Source organism: Weizmannia sp. FSL K6-0777, assembly GCF_038593185.1.
GTDB classification, from domain to species: domain Bacteria; phylum Bacillota; class Bacilli; order Bacillales; family Bacillaceae_C; genus Weizmannia; species Weizmannia faecalis.
In genome coordinates this window covers 2,156,047-2,173,489 of record NZ_CP151971.1, presented here as the reverse complement: position 1 = coordinate 2,173,489, position 17,443 = coordinate 2,156,047, and the positions used below count along the sequence as shown (strand labels likewise).

Annotated in this window: 21 protein-coding genes and 1 riboswitch; of the genes, 18 read left to right on the top strand and 3 right to left on the bottom strand. The window is 47.1% G+C overall.

The genetic code is table 11. The features are described from left to right. Window positions 1-176 precede the first annotated feature (176 nt). The 3 genes from trxA to NST70_RS10410 all read left to right on the top strand — a co-directional run bounded on the left by trxA (window position 177) and on the right by NST70_RS10410 (window position 4,013). On the top strand, window positions 177-491 hold the full coding sequence (gene trxA / locus NST70_RS10420) for a thioredoxin (protein WP_014097808.1): 315 nt from the start codon (window positions 177-179) through the stop codon (window positions 489-491). A 105-nt stretch (window positions 492-596) separates the two neighbouring features. Continuing rightward, the gene (uvrC, locus tag NST70_RS10415; protein ID WP_061565140.1) at window positions 597-2,369 is read left to right on the top strand and encodes an excinuclease ABC subunit UvrC; all 1,773 of its coding nucleotides are present in this window, start codon (window positions 597-599) and stop codon (window positions 2,367-2,369) included. A gap of 102 nt (window positions 2,370-2,471) precedes the next feature. Further along, window positions 2,472-2,649: riboswitch (Lysine riboswitch) on the top strand. Between the two features lie 134 nt (window positions 2,650-2,783). Next, a complete protein-coding gene (locus tag NST70_RS10410; RefSeq protein ID WP_026684043.1) occupies window positions 2,784-4,013 on the top strand; it encodes an aspartate kinase in 1,230 nt (409 codons plus the stop codon). A gap of 32 nt (window positions 4,014-4,045) precedes the next feature. On the opposite strand, the gene NST70_RS10405 is transcribed toward NST70_RS10410, so the two are convergent. Beyond that, on the bottom strand, window positions 4,046-4,510 hold the full coding sequence (locus tag NST70_RS10405) for a YslB family protein (protein WP_014097811.1): 465 nt from the start codon (window positions 4,508-4,510) through the stop codon (window positions 4,046-4,048). Window positions 4,511-4,938: 428 nt separating this feature from the next. Between NST70_RS10405 and NST70_RS10400 the strand changes: the two genes are divergently transcribed. The 14 genes from NST70_RS10400 to NST70_RS10335 all read left to right on the top strand — a co-directional run bounded on the left by NST70_RS10400 (window position 4,939) and on the right by NST70_RS10335 (window position 15,556). Next, window positions 4,939-5,547 (top strand): succinate dehydrogenase cytochrome b558 subunit, encoded by a 609-nt coding sequence (locus NST70_RS10400; RefSeq protein ID WP_014097812.1) that lies wholly within the window; start codon window positions 4,939-4,941, stop codon window positions 5,545-5,547. 71 nt (window positions 5,548-5,618) lie between these two features. After that, window positions 5,619-7,370, top strand: a complete 1,752-nt coding sequence (gene sdhA, locus NST70_RS10395; RefSeq protein ID WP_014097813.1) for a succinate dehydrogenase flavoprotein subunit — start codon at window positions 5,619-5,621, stop codon at window positions 7,368-7,370. 72 nt (window positions 7,371-7,442) lie between these two features. Continuing rightward, window positions 7,443-8,210, top strand: a complete 768-nt coding sequence (sdhB, locus tag NST70_RS10390; RefSeq protein ID WP_014097814.1) for a succinate dehydrogenase iron-sulfur subunit — start codon at window positions 7,443-7,445, stop codon at window positions 8,208-8,210. Between the two features lie 97 nt (window positions 8,211-8,307). Then, window positions 8,308-8,784: a thioesterase family protein gene (locus tag NST70_RS10385; RefSeq protein WP_014097815.1), complete on the top strand. Its 477-nt coding sequence runs from the start codon at window positions 8,308-8,310 to the stop codon at window positions 8,782-8,784. A 359-nt stretch (window positions 8,785-9,143) separates the two neighbouring features. Continuing rightward, complete coding sequence (locus NST70_RS10380) at window positions 9,144-9,368, top strand: response regulator transcription factor (protein ID WP_014097816.1); 225 nt, start codon at window positions 9,144-9,146, stop codon at window positions 9,366-9,368. A 285-nt stretch (window positions 9,369-9,653) separates the two neighbouring features. Then, complete coding sequence (locus NST70_RS10375; RefSeq protein ID WP_035184465.1) at window positions 9,654-9,839, top strand: hypothetical protein; 186 nt, start codon at window positions 9,654-9,656, stop codon at window positions 9,837-9,839. Between the two features lie 266 nt (window positions 9,840-10,105). Next, a complete protein-coding gene (locus tag NST70_RS10370) occupies window positions 10,106-10,405 on the top strand; it encodes a DUF1648 domain-containing protein (RefSeq protein ID WP_026684041.1) in 300 nt (99 codons plus the stop codon). A 142-nt stretch (window positions 10,406-10,547) separates the two neighbouring features. Then, window positions 10,548-11,507, top strand: coding sequence for a DUF2157 domain-containing protein (locus NST70_RS10365; RefSeq protein WP_230090462.1), 960 nt, complete (start codon window positions 10,548-10,550; stop codon window positions 11,505-11,507). After that, entirely contained in the window at window positions 11,500-12,024 is a 525-nt protein-coding gene (locus NST70_RS10360) for a GDYXXLXY domain-containing protein (protein WP_014097819.1), read from the top strand. Before NST70_RS10365 ends, NST70_RS10360 begins: the two co-directional genes overlap by 8 nt. Window positions 12,025-12,465: 441 nt before the next feature. Further along, window positions 12,466-12,918 (top strand): MarR family transcriptional regulator, encoded by a 453-nt coding sequence (locus NST70_RS10355; protein WP_035184469.1) that lies wholly within the window; start codon window positions 12,466-12,468, stop codon window positions 12,916-12,918. Window positions 12,919-12,928: 10 nt separating this feature from the next. Continuing rightward, on the top strand, window positions 12,929-13,738 hold the full coding sequence (racE, locus tag NST70_RS10350) for a glutamate racemase (RefSeq protein WP_017551093.1): 810 nt from the start codon (window positions 12,929-12,931) through the stop codon (window positions 13,736-13,738). A gap of 91 nt (window positions 13,739-13,829) precedes the next feature. After that, window positions 13,830-14,045: a hypothetical protein gene (locus NST70_RS10345; RefSeq protein ID WP_014097822.1), complete on the top strand. Its 216-nt coding sequence runs from the start codon at window positions 13,830-13,832 to the stop codon at window positions 14,043-14,045. After that, the gene (locus tag NST70_RS10340; protein WP_014097823.1) at window positions 14,042-14,410 is read left to right on the top strand and encodes a spore coat protein; all 369 of its coding nucleotides are present in this window, start codon (window positions 14,042-14,044) and stop codon (window positions 14,408-14,410) included. Before NST70_RS10345 ends, NST70_RS10340 begins: the two co-directional genes overlap by 4 nt. A 9-nt stretch (window positions 14,411-14,419) precedes the next feature. Beyond that, window positions 14,420-15,556, top strand: a complete 1,137-nt coding sequence (locus tag NST70_RS10335) for a zinc-dependent alcohol dehydrogenase (protein WP_017551092.1) — start codon at window positions 14,420-14,422, stop codon at window positions 15,554-15,556. Between the two features lie 146 nt (window positions 15,557-15,702). Here NST70_RS10335 and NST70_RS10330 read toward each other — a convergent pair whose 3' ends face one another. Together NST70_RS10330 and NST70_RS10325 are read right to left on the bottom strand one after the other, a co-directional pair. Beyond that, window positions 15,703-16,005 carry a spore coat protein gene (locus NST70_RS10330; protein ID WP_014097825.1) on the bottom strand — a complete coding sequence of 101 codons (303 nt, stop codon included), beginning with the start codon at window positions 16,003-16,005 and terminating at the stop codon, window positions 15,703-15,705. Further along, window positions 16,002-16,202 (bottom strand): hypothetical protein, encoded by a 201-nt coding sequence (locus NST70_RS10325; RefSeq protein WP_014097826.1) that lies wholly within the window; start codon window positions 16,200-16,202, stop codon window positions 16,002-16,004. Before NST70_RS10325 ends, NST70_RS10330 begins: the two co-directional genes overlap by 4 nt. 143 nt (window positions 16,203-16,345) lie before the next feature. On the opposite strand from NST70_RS10325, the gene NST70_RS10320 reads away from it, so the two are divergent. Further along, entirely contained in the window at window positions 16,346-17,386 is a 1,041-nt protein-coding gene (locus NST70_RS10320) for a GerMN domain-containing protein (protein ID WP_342474984.1), read from the top strand. The last annotated feature ends 57 nt before the right edge of the window (window positions 17,387-17,443 follow it).

Below are 17,443 nucleotides of genomic sequence, written 5' to 3'. Positions count from 1 at the left end.
CGGACGAAAAAATTCGTTCCGGGCCTGTTTTCTGTTGGATATTCGTGAAAAAAGGGTATAAAATAATAAAATCATTACTGCTTTTTCCGGACCGGACAAATTGTTCGCAACATATGATAAAGGATGATATACTTATCCCAAGCAGTAATAGTTTGATTTAGGAGGGTTCTTTCAATATGGCAATTACACATGCTACCGACGCGACTTTCGAGCAGGAAGTCAGCCAAGGTTTGGTATTAACGGATTTTTGGGCAACATGGTGTGGTCCGTGCAAAATGATTGCACCGGTACTTGAAGAAATCGATGCTGAAATGGGCGACAAGGTGAAAATCGTCAAAGTAGACGTGGATGAGAATCAGGAAACGACCAGCAAATTCGGCGTCATGAGCATTCCGACCCTTGTTCTCATGAAAGATGGCAAACCGGTCGACAAAGTGATCGGTTACCAGCCGAAAGAAGCTTTGCAAGAATTAGTGAACAAACATTTATAATACAATAAACGCTCGGCTTCAAGCCGTGCGCAAATGCATTTTAAAATCCGGGCCGGCTGTGGTCCGGGTTTTTTACAGAACGCAGGATTTTGAGGTGAAGAGAAATTGAACGAGACGATCCGCAATAAACTTGCCCTCCTGCCCGCCCAACCCGGCTGCTATTTAATGAAAGACAGACAGGGGACCATCATTTATGTCGGGAAGGCCAAAATTTTAAAAAACCGTGTCCGCTCTTACTTTTCCGGTTCGCATGACGCAAAAACGCAGCGGCTTGTCAGCGAGATCGAAGACTTTGAGTATATTGTCACTTCTTCCAATATTGAAGCCCTTATTCTTGAAATTAATTTAATCAAAAAGCATGACCCGAAATACAACATCATGCTGAAAGATGATAAAACATACCCGTATATTAAGCTGACCCATGAACGCCACCCGCGTCTGATCACCACCCGGAAAGTGAAAAAAGATAAAGGCAAATATTTCGGCCCGTATCCGAACGTGCAGGCGGCTAATGAAACAAAAAAGCTGCTGGACCGGTTGTATCCTTTGCGGAAATGCACCAATATGCCGGACCGCGTCTGCCTTTATTACCATTTGGGCCAGTGTCTTGCGCCGTGTGTCAATGAGGTGAAAGAAGAAACATACAAAGAGATCACCGATCAAATTACCCGCTTTTTGAACGGGGGTTACACGGAAATCAAAAAAGAACTGGAAGAAAAAATGCATGAGGCTGCAGAAAAGCTTGAATTTGAGCGGGCAAAAGAATACCGCGACCAGATCGCCAATATTGAAATGACGATGGAAAAACAGAAAATTACAATGACGGATTTTACGGATCGCGACATTTTCGGCTACGCAGTGGATAAAGGCTGGATGTGTGTCCAGGTCTTTTTCATGCGCCAAGGAAAGCTGATCGAACGAGATGTCTCGCTTTTTCCGTCTTACGATGAGCCGGATGAGGAATTTTTGAGCTATTTGGGGCAGTTTTACGCCAAACCGGAGCATATTAAGCCGAAAGAAGTGCTGATTACGGAAAAAGCAGACCGGGAACTGGCGGAACAACTGCTCGAAATCAAAGTGCTCCAGCCGAAAAAGGGCCAGAAACGAGAGCTCGTGTTAATGGCCGAGAAAAACGCAAAGATTGCATTGAAGGAAAAGTTTGCGTTGATTGAACGGGACGAGGAACGAACGATCAAAGCCGTTGAAAATCTTGGCGAAAAGCTTGGCATCTACACGCCACACCGGATTGAAGCGTTCGATAATTCGAATATCCAGGGGACAAACCCGGTTTCGGCGATGGTCGTGTTTGTGGACGGTAAGCCGGCAAAAAAAGAATACCGCAAATATAAAATCAAAACAGTGGAAGGGCCGGATGATTATGAATCGATGCGCGAAGTGATCCGCCGTCGTTACATCCGTGCCCTGAGGGAAAACTTACCGCTTCCGGATCTCATCATCATTGACGGCGGAAAAGGGCAAATTGACGCGGCAAGGGATGTGCTTGAAAATGAGCTCGGGCTTGAGATCCCGATCGGCGGCCTGGCAAAGGATGAGAAACACAATACATCGCAGCTTTTGTTCGGCAACCCGCTGGAAGTTGTGCCGCTCGGGCGAAACAGTCAGGAATTTTACCTGCTTCAGCGCATCCAAGATGAAGTGCACCGGTTTGCGATTACCTTCCACAGGGAATTGCGCGGAAAATCCGCTTTTCAATCGGCGCTTGACGATATTCCGGGCATCGGGCCGAAACGGAAAAAACAACTGCTCCGCCATTTTGGCTCCTTGAAGAAAATGAAACAAGCAAAGCTGGAAGAATTTGTGGAAGCGGGCATTCCGCGTCCGGTATCCGAAACATTAATCAAAAAATTACAAGAATAACCTGGCAGGGTTTTTCCGTATATGGTATAATCATGATAATTTCATATGGCAGGCTTTGTTTCAGACTTTCGGGATCGGTCATCCCGGCGTCCGGCAAAGCCGTTACATGATAGAGGCGCAAAACTTAAGAGTAAGAAGCGGGAGAAGATTGGGCTTCCGGGATCGTTTCTGAAAGGAAGTTTTGCCGAAGTGAAAATGGTCTCAATGCCGTTTTTGCTGGTTCTGTACTGAAGAAGTCCGGAACTGTCAGGATGAAATGTCTTGGAGCGCTATCTCACAGGAATGACTGCGTACCGCGTTTGCAAAAGCGATGAGATATCCGTTCTCATTGCTTTTTTAAATGGGCGCCAAGTTGCTTTGCTTTCACTCTGACAGCCTCATCTTACTTATAAACTGCAGAAGGTGGCGGAGTTATTGGGAATCATTGTTCAGAAATTCGGGGGAACTTCGGTTGGGAATGTAGAAAGGATCCGGAATACGGTCAACCGGATTATTGAAGAAAAGGAAAAGGGCCATGATGTTGTTGTCGTTGTTTCCGCGATGGGCAAAACAACGGACCAGCTTGTCGGGCTTGCAAATGAACTCTCTACGTATCCTGCAAAACGCGAGATGGATATGCTGCTTTCAACCGGCGAACAGGTAACGATTTCGCTTGTCGCCATGGCACTGATCGATCGCGGCTACGATGCCGTTTCTTATACCGGATGGCAGGCCGGCATTATAACGGAACCCGTACACGGAAACGCCCGGATCACGGAAATCCGGACTGAAAAAATCAAATCCCGTCTGGCAACCGGGCAAATTGTAATTGTCGCCGGGTTTCAGGGCATCACCCCGGAAGGCGAAATTGCGACACTCGGCAGGGGCGGCTCGGATACAACGGCAGTGGCGCTTGCAGCAGCGCTTCATGCGGACCGCTGCCTGATCTACACGGATGTCACCGGCGTGTTTACGTCTGACCCGCGCTATATTCCGAATGCCCGGAAGCTTAAGGCTGTATCCTATGATGAGATGCTTGAACTGGCGAGCCTCGGGGCGGGCGTTTTGCATGCAAGGGCAGTGGAATTTGCCAAAAATGCGGATGTGCCGCTGATCGTTTGTTCAAGCCTTGAAAGGGAGGAAGGCACGTTAATAGAGGAGGAAGTTTCGGTGGAAAAAAATTTAATTGTCCGCGGCGTTGCATTTGAAGATGGCATTACAAGGGTGACCATTTTCGGACTGGAAAACGGCTTCCGCAATTTGCCGGATATTTTTACGACACTGGCGGAACACCATATTGATGTCGATATCATTATCCAGAACCAGACAGCGGACCATAAAACGTATTTATCTTTTTCGATAAAAGATAAAGATTTAAAAGAAACGGCCGATCTTTTGGAAGCCGAGAAAGAAGCCCTCAGCATAGACCATTTTGAAACGGAAACCGGCCTCGCAAAAGTGTCCATCATCGGATCGGGCATGGTTTCCAACCCAGGCGTTGCGGCAAAAATGTTCCAGGTGCTGGCAGATCACGGCATTGCCATTAAAATGATCAGCACGTCCGAAATCAAAGTGTCCACCGTTGTCGATGCAAAAGAAATGGTCCGGGCCGCCCGGTGCCTGCACGAAGCATTTGAACTGGATGCAGTGGAACAAAATATATGAAAATATGAAAAAGCAGGGGAGCCCCTGCTTTTTCATATTGATTCTCCGGCCGGGTCTTTCGCATCCCACTGCACGGTGATCCGGACTTTTTTTGCTTTTTTCGCAACTTCCTCAACAGCTTCCGTGATCAGTTTTTTCTGCATCTGGTACTGCTCGGCCAAAAAACCGGCTTCAAGCTTGAATGTCGGCTCTTGACCTGCGCCCATATCCAGCTGCCGTTCAATCATCGGCCCGGATAACTCAAATTCGATATGATATTTCTCTTCTTTTTTGATCGATAACGTTCCCCAGCCGGCTTCTTTGAAAAAAGAAACCATTTCTTCATAGGTAAGCAGCTGGAATTTTCTTGCCAAATGTTTTCCGGCCCAGTATAGAATATCCGGTGTTTCCTTACCGAGTATATCCGGAATTAATATATTACGCAACAGCTCATATCCGAATGCGGGCACCATTAGCTGTTCCGCAACGGTTTGTTCATTTCCGCCAGAAGATTTCACGCAATTCCCCTCTTTCTATATGCTATATTATATACAAAATAAAACCGGACTTAAAAGCATTTTTTGAGTATACACCAAAATAATGGGAACTTTTTTTCGCCGGCTTCCGCGTCACATGGGGAAATGATGCCGGTTGCGGTAAAATCCGATGAAAAAAGACAAGCCTTGGATAAAAATTCCTTTTTTATGCAAAAGCATATGGCAAAAGAGCTATACTGAAAAAATTTTAAAAAATGGGAGAAAGACTGACAAATATGACAAATAAACGGTATTTTCAGTGCAAATTCATGAATGCGTTTCCTTGACGCGCCCATTTGTCGGGAGTACAATAAAACTGTCACATAATTGTTATAAAATATTTATGCGGGAGGAAGCAATGCAAAATTTGTCTTCTTTGCATAAATTCACACTACAAAGGGGGATACAATGTGGCTGGAAATCGAGAGTTTTATAACCGCAAACTGCATTCTTTGCTGGGTGTTATACCCATCGGCTTATTTTTAGTCATCCACTTGACCGTGAACCACTATGCGGTAAACGGTGCTGCTGCCTTCAATAAAGCAGCCGGTTTTATGGAAAACCTGCCGTTTCTGCTTTTTGTGGAAGTCGTGTTCATTTATTTGCCGCTTTTGTTCCATGCAATTTACGGCTTATATATTTCGTTTACGGCATCGAGCAATGTCGGTACGATGGGCTACTTTCGGAACTGGATGTACCTTTTGCAAAGAATCAGCGGTGTGCTGGTCCTGATTTTTCTCGTATTTCACATCTATGAAACACGCATTCAAATGGCGCTTGGCAAGGAATTGAATTTTGATCTGATGGCAAATCTTTTAGCCAATCATTGGATGCTCGCCTGGTACATAATTGGGACAGTGGCTGCCGTTTTCCACTTTGCCAACGGTCTCTGGTCGTTCCTGGTCAGCTGGGGCATTACACAGTCGCGCCGGTCACAGCAAATTTCCACATATGTGATGGTTGTGGTCTTTGTGCTGCTTTCTGTTGTCGGCGTCAGGGCTTTATTAGCATTTGCATAATGAAAAGATTCGAAAAATAGCAGTTTACTGGTTTGTAAGAGGCATCAAGTATGAAGAGGGAGTGAATCAAGTTGGCTAATGGCAAAATCATTGTTGTCGGCGGAGGGCTTGCCGGTTTGATGGCGACTGTAAAAATTGCAGAAGCAGGCCGGCAGGTTGATCTGTTTTCGCTAGTGCCGGTAAAAAGGTCGCACTCTGTTTGCGCACAGGGCGGCATTAACGGCGCTGTCAATACAAAAGGGGAAGGGGATTCGCCATGGATCCACTTTGACGATACGGTATACGGGGGCGACTTCCTTGCCAACCAGCCGCCGGTAAAAGCGATGTGCGAAGCGGCGCCGGGGATTATCCACCTGTTTGACCGGATGGGCGTCATGTTCAACCGCACGCCGGAAGGGCTTTTGGACTTCAGGCGTTTCGGCGGCACCCAGCACCACCGGACAGCATTTGCAGGCGCAACAACCGGTCAGCAGCTTTTATACGCATTGGATGAACAGGTAAGGCGCCATGAAGTGAACGGGCTTGTCACGAAATACGAAGGCTGGGAATTTCTTGGCATTATCAAAGACGATGAAGGCATTTGCCGCGGCATCGTTTCGCAAAACCTGACAACAATGGAAATCAAAGCTTTTCCTGCGGATGCCGTCATTATGGCATCGGGCGGCCTTGGCATTATTTTCGGGAAATCAACCAACTCGATGATCAATACCGGCTCGGCGGCTTCCATTGTATACCAGCAAGGCGCAACGTATGCGAACGGCGAATTTATCCAAATTCACCCGACTGCCATCCCGGGCGATGACAAACTGCGGCTGATGAGTGAATCCGCACGCGGGGAAGGCGGGCGCATCTGGACGTACAAAGACGGCAAACCGTGGTATTTCCTGGAAGAAAAATATCCGGCATACGGGAACCTCGTGCCGCGCGACATTGCAACCCGTGAAATTTTCCATGTCTGCGTGGACTTGAAACTCGGCATTAACGGCGAGAACATGGTTTATCTCGATTTGTCGCACAAAGACCCGCATGAACTGGACGTAAAACTGGGCGGGATTATTGAAATCTATGAAAAATTCGTCGGCGATGACCCGCATAAAGTGCCGATGAAAGTGTTCCCGGCCGTCCACTATTCCATGGGCGGATTATGGGTGGACTATAAACAGCATACGAGCATTCCGGGGCTGTTCGCAGCAGGCGAATGCGACTACTCGATGCACGGCGCGAACCGCTTAGGAGCAAACTCCCTGCTTTCTGCCATTTACGGCGGGATGGTAGCCGGCCCTGAAGCTGTCAACTACATCGACGGGCTTGAAAAGAGCACGGATGCACTGCCGTCAACTGTCTTTGAACGTGCTGTCCAAGAACAGGAGAAAAAATGGAAAGATATTTTGTCGCTTAACGGAACCGAAAATGCCTATGTGCTGCATAAAGAACTGGGCGAATGGATGACAGACAATGTGACAGTTGTCCGTTACAATGATCGTCTGAAGAAAACGGACGAAAAGATTCAGGAATTAATGGAAAGATGGAAAAATATTAATGTTGTAGATACATCGAAATGGAGCAACCAGGCGGCTTCGTTTACACGGCAGCTGTATAATATGCTGCAGCTGGCGCGCGTTATCACGATCGGCGCCCTGAACCGCAATGAAAGCCGCGGCGCCCACTATAAACCTGATTTTCCGGACCGCAACGACGAAGAATGGCTGAAAACGACGATGGCAAATTATGACCCTGTGAACAATGAACCGGTCTTCAGCTATGAAGATGTAGATGTATCGCTGATCAAACCGCGCGTACGCGACTACACGAAGAAGCACTGATTCGGATCGGGCAAAAACGGATTTTTTCCGGCTTTTTCCCGGGTGATTTCATAAGGAAAGAGGAGAATAAGGATGGGTGAACAAAAAACCGTTACATTTATCATACAACGCCAGGATAATCCGGAATCAGAACCATATGACGAAACGTTTGAAGTTCCGTACCGGCCGAATATGAATGTCATTTCGGCCCTGATGGAAATCCGCCGGAATCCGGTCAATGCCAAAGGGGAAAAAACAACACCTGTTGTTTGGGAAATGAACTGTTTGGAAGAAGTTTGCGGTGCCTGTTCCATGGTGATTAACGGCAAACCACGCCAGGCTTGTTCAGCGCTTGTGGACAAACTGCAGCAGCCGATCCGCCTTGCCCCAATGCGGACATTCCCGGTTGTCAGAGATTTGCAAATTGACCGCGGCCGCATGTTTGACTCGCTGAAAAAAGTGAAAGCTTGGATTCCGATTGACGGCACTTACGACTTAGGGGAAGGGCCGCGCATGCCGGAGAAAAAAAGGCAGTGGGCTTATGAACTGGCAAAATGCATGACTTGCGGCGTATGTTTGGAAGCCTGCCCGAATGTCAACAGCCGTTCAAACTTTATCGGGCCAGCGCCGCTTTCGCAAGTACGGTTATTTAATGCGCACCCGACCGGCCATATGAACCGCGATGAACGACTTGAAGCGATCATGGGTGACGGCGGTCTTGCCAATTGCGGCAACTCGCAAAACTGTGTACAAGCCTGCCCGAAAGGTATCCCGCTGACAACATCCATCGCAGCATTAAACCGTGAAACAACCATCTATATGTTTAAAAAATTCTTTGGCAGTGACCATACGGTTGACTAATGCCAAAAGTGCCACATCAAAGCGGAAACAGTAGATGTGGCACTTCTTTTCAAATAAAAAATGAATGGTTGTTCACTCATTAAAAGGAGGTATCCCATTGAAAAAGCACATCTCTTATATTGATGACTGGAACGCCTGGGAAGAAGGATTTTCCTATTATCTCCCGGTCACGGTCCGTTTTTCTGAAACCGATATGTTTGGTCACATGAACAATACGGTTCCGTTTATTTATTTTGAACAAGCGCGGATTGAATTTCTCCAGCAACTCGGGTTTATGGGCGACTGGGCAAAAAAAGGCACCGGCTCCATCCCGGTCGTGGCGGATTTGCAGTGTGATTTTTTACAACAGGTTTTTTTCAATGACAAACTCCGCATTTATGTAAAAGTCTCAAAAATCGGCAACTCGTCCGTCGACTTGCACTACATGGCGAAAAATGAAGCGAATGAAATCTGTTTTACCGGGCGCGGGACAATGGTGCAGATCTCGGTCACAACCGGAAAAGGAATACCGTGGACTGCGGAAGAAAGAGCGAGGTTCGCCGACCCGCAAGCCGCCGTCTCATCCGTCAACTGAATGAAAGTAACCCGCCATAAAAAATAAGCTTAAGTGTTTACGTTGAGGACTGTTTTTTAGCGGAGAAAAGAGCGGCAATACTTGGTATATTTTATTGCTTTTACAACACTTGTTTGCCTGTTTTGCCATCTCCGGCCAGGACATAAATAGAATCTATATCTGCCAGTTTACAATGCCGGATAATGTTTCGTTTGCCTTTCATACAGAAAGGGTTCCGGCATCCGCCCTTTTTTTCGGATTTGTGCTGTTCCTTGCCTCGTCAAGTCACTCCCGGCCGCGCAAGAACATAAGATATCGTGACAACCAAAATACCCATCCCCGCGGTTTAGAGCTGGCGAAGGCAAGGAGGGTTATCATAGTTGAAGGACAACGATTTCACACATAAACCGCTGCTGACAAAAAGAGAAAAAGAAGTATTCGAGCTGTTAGTACAAGACAAGACAACAAAAGAAATCGCGAGCGAATTGTTTATCAGCGAAAAAACAGTTCGAAATCATATTTCCAACGCCATGCAGAAATTGGGAGTCAAGGGGCGCTCGCAAGCTGTTGTTGAATTACTCCGCATGGGGGAATTAAAGCTTTGAAACAAAATCGGCTGCAATGTTGCAGTCGATTTTGTGGTTTAAAGAAGGGATAGAAACGGGATGATTTTTGGACAAAGCGTTTACCCTTTCTGATTCCGTTTTTTACATTGATTGCATATTTTTAGATGAACCTGGAAATCTGCCGGCGGTTTTAGTAAAATGACCACAAGTGCACGTAGCGGAATCGTTTTCAATGGACGTTTGAATGAAGTTCCGATCGAAAATGGATCATGTTAAAAAGGCGGGCTGTTTAAACGCTGGATACCGTATAAGGAAATCACGAGGATGGAGAAACAAATGATGTTTTTACAGGTTTCCGGATGTTATCTTTTTTACAAGCCCGCCTCAATGAGACAGTGTGAAGATTTCTCCAAAGATGCCGGACGATTTGGGCTAAAATCAAACGCCGCTGTGCCCAATTTGCAAATAGACGCCCATACCGCAATGGATGCGCCACAAGCAGAAGAATGAAAGCCAGCCGGCACATATTTTCAGGATATATAGTTGAACTAAACATTACTACTTCTTTATACGTTGCCAGAAGCAATGTCTGTCCTGAACGTCATTGATTTTGGCACGTTTTATGTAGATTAATAAATTTATAGCTGCAAGCATCGCAATTTAACATACGGGCGAATGATATTTTGCCGGCATTTTGTTTCCGGCTTTTCCCGCCTGGAAAAATGATATGAACATTCGCCAAAATACAGTACAATAGCATGAAAGGATGTGAGTTTATGCGGTTTTTTCTCAAAGTGACGGATCCGGCATTTTTGCTTATTTTGATACTGGTTGCCGCGCTTGTATCCCTGATCGGGTTTGCATTTGCACCGGCGATCATTCCGTTCCATTTTAACGGATATTTACGGCCGGACGGATTTATAAATAAGTGGGCCGGTTTTTCCATTTTGCCTGTCGTGATGTGGCTTATCTGGCTACTCTCAAGGAAAGGAGTGTCATACAAAGCGTCACTGTGCATTCTATTTTTATTTATCATCCATGTCTTGCTTGTTCTGTATGCGCTTTTTTCAAAATGAGGGGGAGTCAAAATGAAAAGAAAGATTGGCAGAAAAAACTATGCATGGATGAAAAGCGAGCTTGCTTTTTTTGAAGAAGAAGGGACCATTACGCATACGCAAAAAGACGAGATGCTTGCACAGTATGAGGTTTCCCGGGGGGGTGAGCCTTGTCCGCATTCTTGTCATGGTCGGGGCCCTTTTGCTTGGGGCGGGCATTTTCAGCTTTATTGCCAGCAATTGGGTCTATCTTGGCAAAACGGTCAAATTTCTCATCATCCTTGCTGCGATTGCAGGCGTGAACGGAGCGGCTATCAAACTGGAGAACAGCCATCCGAAAACAGCACGCGGCTTGTACTTTCTTGGTGTCCTGTTTTTCGGGGCGGGCATTTTTCTCACCGGGCAAATTTTTAACCTTGGCGGCTCATTCGGCCAGGCATTTTTATGGTGGGGGATTGGATCGCTGCCAATGGCCTATGTGCTGAAAGACAAATGGCTCTCCATTTTTGCCACAGTGCTTTTCCTTTTGTATTTGGATGCTGAAAATACCGGCATCGGGTACTTCGCTGTTCTCATTACCGCACTTTTAGCAGGATTACTTTACTGGATAAATGAAAAAACGGTTGCTTCCCGCCTGCTTCTGTTTTTCGTAAACGCGCTTTCGATTGCCGTGCTGTCCGTATTTCTGTTTAAACTCAGTGCATTCTTTCCCGCATACGGACATTTGGCTGCCTTTCTGCTTCTCTTTGTTGCCGGCTTCGTGATGCTGCGATTGCCGGTTCAGGAAGCGTACAGAGAAGTGATGCGGCTGGAAGGCCATTTACTTCACGGTTTGATGGGCATCCTGCTTACTTTTTCGTCTGTTTGGGAAGGTACGGTTTTTGGCAGCCACTTCAATTTAGCATTTTCAGTTGTGTACTTTCTGCTTGTCCTGTATTTTATCAAAACCGGCAGCCTTACCAATATCTTCATTCTCTGCATTTTTGTGCTGCGTTTTTACCTTGACTTTTCCTACGACTTTTTGCCGAAATCCATTGTTTTCATCATTGGCGGCCTAATTTTTATCGGTTTTGGCTTTTATTTTGAAAAGCAGCGGAAAGAAGGGGGAAACGGCCATGCATGATCTGGTGAAAAGAGGGCTTGCTGCGTTTGTTCCGATTGCCATTTTACTCGGGATGATTGTTTTGCCGTTATATACGGTTGCGGTGGGGGAACCGGTCAAACTGCAAATGGAACCGGTGGACCCGACGGATGCCTTCAGGGGCGATTATATACAGGTGAATCTTGAAGCGGAAACGGTACCGGCCAGCCGTCTGGACCGCAGTGCCATCGAGTATTTTGCGGGCCATAAAGGCGGGGAACTGACCGTGTATGCCCTGCTTAAAAAAGATGAAAAGGGCATTTGCCATGTGAAAAGTGTATCCGCCGAAAAGCCGCGGGGCGGAATATATTTAAAAGGGAAGGCTTACGAGTGGGAAGACGATGAGCAAAAAGTGTATATTGATTATCATCTTGATAAATTTTTTGTGCCTCAACATAGCGGGAAAGAAATCGAGCAGGCGGCAACAAAAGGGCGCGCTGCAGCAGTGGTAAAAATTTACCGCGGCCGTGCCGTTATCACGAATCTCGTAACTGAGTGACGGCCTACCCGACCGAATTTCTCTTGCACGTTTTTTCACGCATATAGAAATCCGGTTGGGAAATGCCGGGCAAAAAATCCCCCTGCATCCCGCACCCGGTGCACGTTCGCAACAGCGCCATATGGTTTGAAACGGTGTTGCTTATGCAAGTCTACACCCACATAAATGTCGTTCGCAACAGCGCCATATGGTTTGAAACCGCACCGGGCCGTTTTCTTTTTCAAAAAATAGCGGACCGGAAGCTTGTTCAATATGCAAATTTTACCCGGACAGTGTTTTCACAACCCTATACCGGGCCGCTTTTCCTTCCACAGCTTTACTTGGAAAGCAATGGAACGAAACTATGTAAAAATCTGTCTTGAAATTTCGGGTGAAAAGGGTCAAAATAGCTTATAGTAAAACAGTCATCACCGTATTTTTGAGAGAGGGGCCGCTTTGGACATGGAACAGCAACCATACATACATGATCCGGAAGTTGTAGCACAAATTGAAAAAGATTTGCGTTACATATCCGGCATTGTCAAGCAAAAGGGCCGTGAATTATTAAGCGATTATAAAATCACGCCGCCACAGTTTCTGGCGCTTCAATGGCTTTTTGAGGAAGGCGATATGACGATCGGGGAACTGTCGAACCGAATGTACCTGGCTTTCAGTACAACGACAGACCTGATTGACCGGATGGAAAAAAATGAACTCGTCAGGCGCGTAAAAGATCCGCATGACAGGCGGGTTGTCCGCATCCATTTACTGGAAAAGGGACGAGTATTGATCGACGAAGTGATCCGAAAACGGCAAGCTTACTTGCAGGGTGTGCTGAGCCATTTTTCACCGGATGAACTGGTCAAATTAAAAAACAACTTACTGCAATTGCATCAGGAAATGAAGACAGAATGAGGCGAGAAGTTTGAATGCACCAATTGGCGTGATTGATTCGGGGGTTGGCGGCCTGACCGTCGCAAAGGAAATGATGCGCCAGCTTCCGAATGAGACCATTTATTATGTGGGCGATACAGCACGATGCCCGTATGGACCGCGGCCGGTGGAAGAAGTCAAAAAATTCACTTGGCAGATGATCCGATTTCTGATGGACAAACAAATAAAAATGCTGGTCATCGCCTGCAATACGGCTACGGCAGTGATTTTGGACGAAGTCAGAGAAGAGCTGAAGATTCCGGTGCTCGGCGTCATTTATCCCGGCGCGCGGGCCGCTTTAAAACATACAAAAAATTTCCGGATCGGCGTGCTCGGCACGATCGGCACGATTAAAAGCCAGGCGTATGAACGGGCGTTAAAAAGCATCAATAAAAAAGTCAAGATTACGGCGCTTGCCTGCCCGAAATTTGTCCCGCTTGTGGAAAGCGGCCAGTACAACAGTCCGATTGCCAAAAAAATTGTTGCCGAAACTTTGTATCCAATCCAAAATTGCGGCATTGACACCGTCATTCTCGGATGTACCCATTATCCGCTCCTCGGGCCGATTATCCAAAACGTGATGGGCGCGGGCGTTTCGGTCATCAGTTCCGGGGAGGAAACCGCGCGAGAAGTGAGCACGCTTCTTTACTTCCATGACCTTTTTAATATGGAAGACACGCGGCAGAAGCACCGCTTTTACACTACCGGCTCGAGCAAAATATTTGCCGCACTTGCATCAGACTGGCTTGAACAGGATATTACTGGTGTGGAAACCATTCAATTGGGGGAGACGCTCTCCTGATTGGGTGGTTTTTTTGTTTTGCCTTCATCCAAGCCCGCATAGAAACGGCTGTGAATAGGCACAATAGCTTTTGAAAAACGGAGGTGGATATATGGAAAACAATGGTTTGGCTTACCACGAAACAAGGGAGCTCCATGAAATGCTCAATTTCAAAACCATTTGTTTATTAAAATCGAAAATGATGTCCGGCCTGGTATTCGACCAGGATTTGAAGGCATTGATGGAAAAAGATGTGCAGCAGGCAGAAGCAGCCATTCAAGAAATGAAAGCTTTATACAAGCTGAATCCGGGAGGGATGCTGCAATGATTCATGATTACTTGGAAATCGAAAACGCGGAAGGCATGCCAGAAATGGCGGATTCAGCGGTTGCACTTGAATTTTTGATGAGTATTAAAACCGGGATCCGGAATGCAGCGGCAGCCATTACGGAATCAAGAACGCCTGCGGTGAGGGCCGCATTCCAGAAACAGCTTGCAGAGGGCCTTTCCCTTCATGAAGAGGTTTCAAATTTCATGATGCAAAAAGGCTGGCTCCACCCGTATAACGTAGATGACCAGTACAAACTGGATATGAAATCCGCTGACATGGCGTTGATGATCGGCAAACTGAACCTGTTTCCCGGCAATACATCGCGCATGGGCATGATGGCGCAGATTGATGCGGACGAATAGGAGGAAAACATGAAAGCAGTCACTTTCCAGGGAATCAAAGATGTCAGAGTAAAAGATGTGCCGGAACCGAAAATAGAGAAAAAAGATGATATTATTGTGAAAATTACGTCATCGGCCATTTGCGGCTCCGATTTGCATCTCATCCACGGCATGATACCGAATTTTCCGGAAGACTATATCATCGGGCATGAGCCGCTCGGGATTGTCGAAGAAACCGGACCGGATGTCACGAAAGTCAAAAAAGGGGATAGGGTGATTATACCGTTCACTGTCGCCTGCGGGGAATGCTGGTATTGCACACACCATCTGGAAAGCCAGTGTGACAATGCGAATGCGAACGGCGAGATGGGCGGCTATTTTGGATATTCCCATCTGACAGGCGGCTATCCGGGGGGCCAGGCGGAATATTTACGCGTCCCGTATGCGAATTTTACACCGTTTAAAATTCCGGAAAACAGCGAAGTCAAAGATGAAGAACTCGTGTTGCTTTCAGATGCCGCTTCCACTGCGTTCTGGTCGGTGGACAATGCGGGTGTAAAAGACGGTGACACGGTTGTCGTGCTCGGCTGTGGACCGGTCGGCCTGCTTGCGCAAAAATTTGCATGGCTGAAAGGGGCGAAACGTGTCATTGCCGTTGATTATCTGGATTACCGGTTGCAGCATGCCAAGAAGTATAACAAAGTGGAAACCGTCAACTTTGAACAGCACGACAATACCGGCGAATATTTGAAAGAACTCACTAAAGGCGGTGCGGATGTTGTCATTGATGCAGTTGGCATGGACGGAAAAATGACACCGATGGAATATTTGACATCCGGGCTGAAACTCCAGGGCGGGGCGATGAGTGCGCTTGTCATCGCGTCACAGGCGGTGAGAAAAGGCGGCACCATCCAGGTAACAGGTGTTTACGGCGGCCGTTACAACGCATTTCCGCTCGGCGATATTTTCCAGCGCAATGTCAGCCTTCGCACGGGACAGGCGCCGGTCATTCATTATATGCCGTTTCTGTATGACCTTGTGGCGCAGGAAAAAGTCACACTCAGCGACATCGTGACGCATGTATTGCCGCTTGACCAGGCTGAAAAAGGATACGAAGTGTTTGATACAAGAACGGACAATTGCATAAAAGTGGTCCTCAAGCCGTAAAAAAAGCCCGGCGCTGCTTTTTTTAAAAGCAGGCCGGGTTTTTCGTGCCTGTCCTCTTCAAATGTGTAAAGCGAAAGCCAGCAGATAAGAGGGAGAAGGCCGGCTGCGCTTTAAACTGACGTAAAGTAAAGCAGTGGGTACGCCGTTTAATCGGGAAGGGGGATTTGTAAGGCGGTCCGGGCTGCCTGCATGTCGACATGCAACTGGTCCTCTATATGATAAGGGTGATAGTAACCCTTTTCAATCATAAAGTCCATGATCTTATCATGCATGTCAATGGCCGCCAGAAGCTGTGCGGAAAGAGCGGCTCTGGCTTCCGCTGTTGCCGCCTCGGTTACCGCAAACGCGAGCATCTTCACACCGGACTTTGTTGAAATGAGCAAGTCAGATGCAATGATGCTGTCTGACATGTCCCCCATCCCGATGATGTTTTGGAGAAAGCCGTTCATTTTTCTTCCCTCCCCAAAAGCGACATGAGTTGTTCGATATCCTGCTTCGCCTGCTTTGCATTCTGCCCGAGCAGTTCTTTTAAAGCCGGATCCTGTGCAATGGCCGACATGGTTGCGGATTTTGTTAAGCAGATGTTTTTAAACATTAATATTTCGTGCATATCAAGCGTTTCATGAACGCCCAGTGTCTGGTCCAAATCAATCCCTCCTGTTCAGCTGTATTTTTATTATGGAAAAGCGTGCCGTTTTTATTCTGCCCCGAAATTTTTGCATGTCCGGTCTAATTTTTCGGAATGCCAGTATACATAGTAGTACAAACAGTCTTCGGGAGGGGAAAGGGATGGTAAAAAAAGCAAAGGCAGCCGGCAAACTTGCCCTGGCGTTTGCGGCATGCAGCATCTGGATCTCGGGTTGCAGCCTGCTACCTGAGAAGCAGCCGGAAAAAATTGATCCACATCAAAGTGTTTCTGTAAAAGACGGAGCGAAACAAACCGCAAAAGCAAAGAAAGGGCAGGTGCTAACAGAGCTGTATTTGATTGATAAATACGGTTATGTCGTTCCACAAACGATCGCCTTGCCCGAAAGCAAAAGCATTGCAAAACAGGCACTGGAATACCTCGTGCAGGACGGCCCGGTTTCCAATTTGCTGCCGAACGGCTTCCGCGCGGTCCTTCCCGCGAATACGCAGTTGTCGGTAGATGTGAAAGACGGTTTGGCGACGGTCGACTTTTCGGGGGATTTCAAAGACTATCAAGCGCACGATGAACAAAAAATATTGGAATCGGTCACATGGACGCTGACCCAGTTCGACTCCATTCAAAAGGTCTCGCTTAAAATGAATGGCAAAAAACTGAAGGCGATGCCGGTTGCGGGGACACCCGTAAGCCCGGATGGTTTGACAAGGGAGGCAGGCATCAATACGGATACAAAGTATGTTGCCGATATTACAAATACCCATCCGGTCACCGTTTATTATTTGGCGGAAACAGGGGAGCAAAGCTATTATGTGCCGGTAACGAAGCGCGTTGCGGACAGTAACAAGGACGATGTCGCAGCAGCGGTTGAAGAACTGGTTAAAGGTCCTTCCCCGGGTTCCCATCTTGTGTCCGGATTCATGGACGATGTCAAACTGAAGAAACAGCCGGAAGTGGCAAACGGGAAAGTGACGCTTGATTTTAATAAAGAAATTTTAGGGAGCCTCGATAAAAAGATGATCTCAAACGAAGTGCTCGATCCGCTCGTCCTGACGCTGACCGAGCAAAAAGGGATTAAAAGCGTTGCAGTCGAAGTGGACGGCAGTACAAAGCTTGTTACAGAAGACGGAAAATCGGTTTCAGAACCGGTGACAAGGCCGGAAAAAGTCAACACGGGTAGTTTTTAGCGTGGTTTTTTTGTTATACTATAGAATATGGGACAAAAGGGGTAGCCAGACTACCTC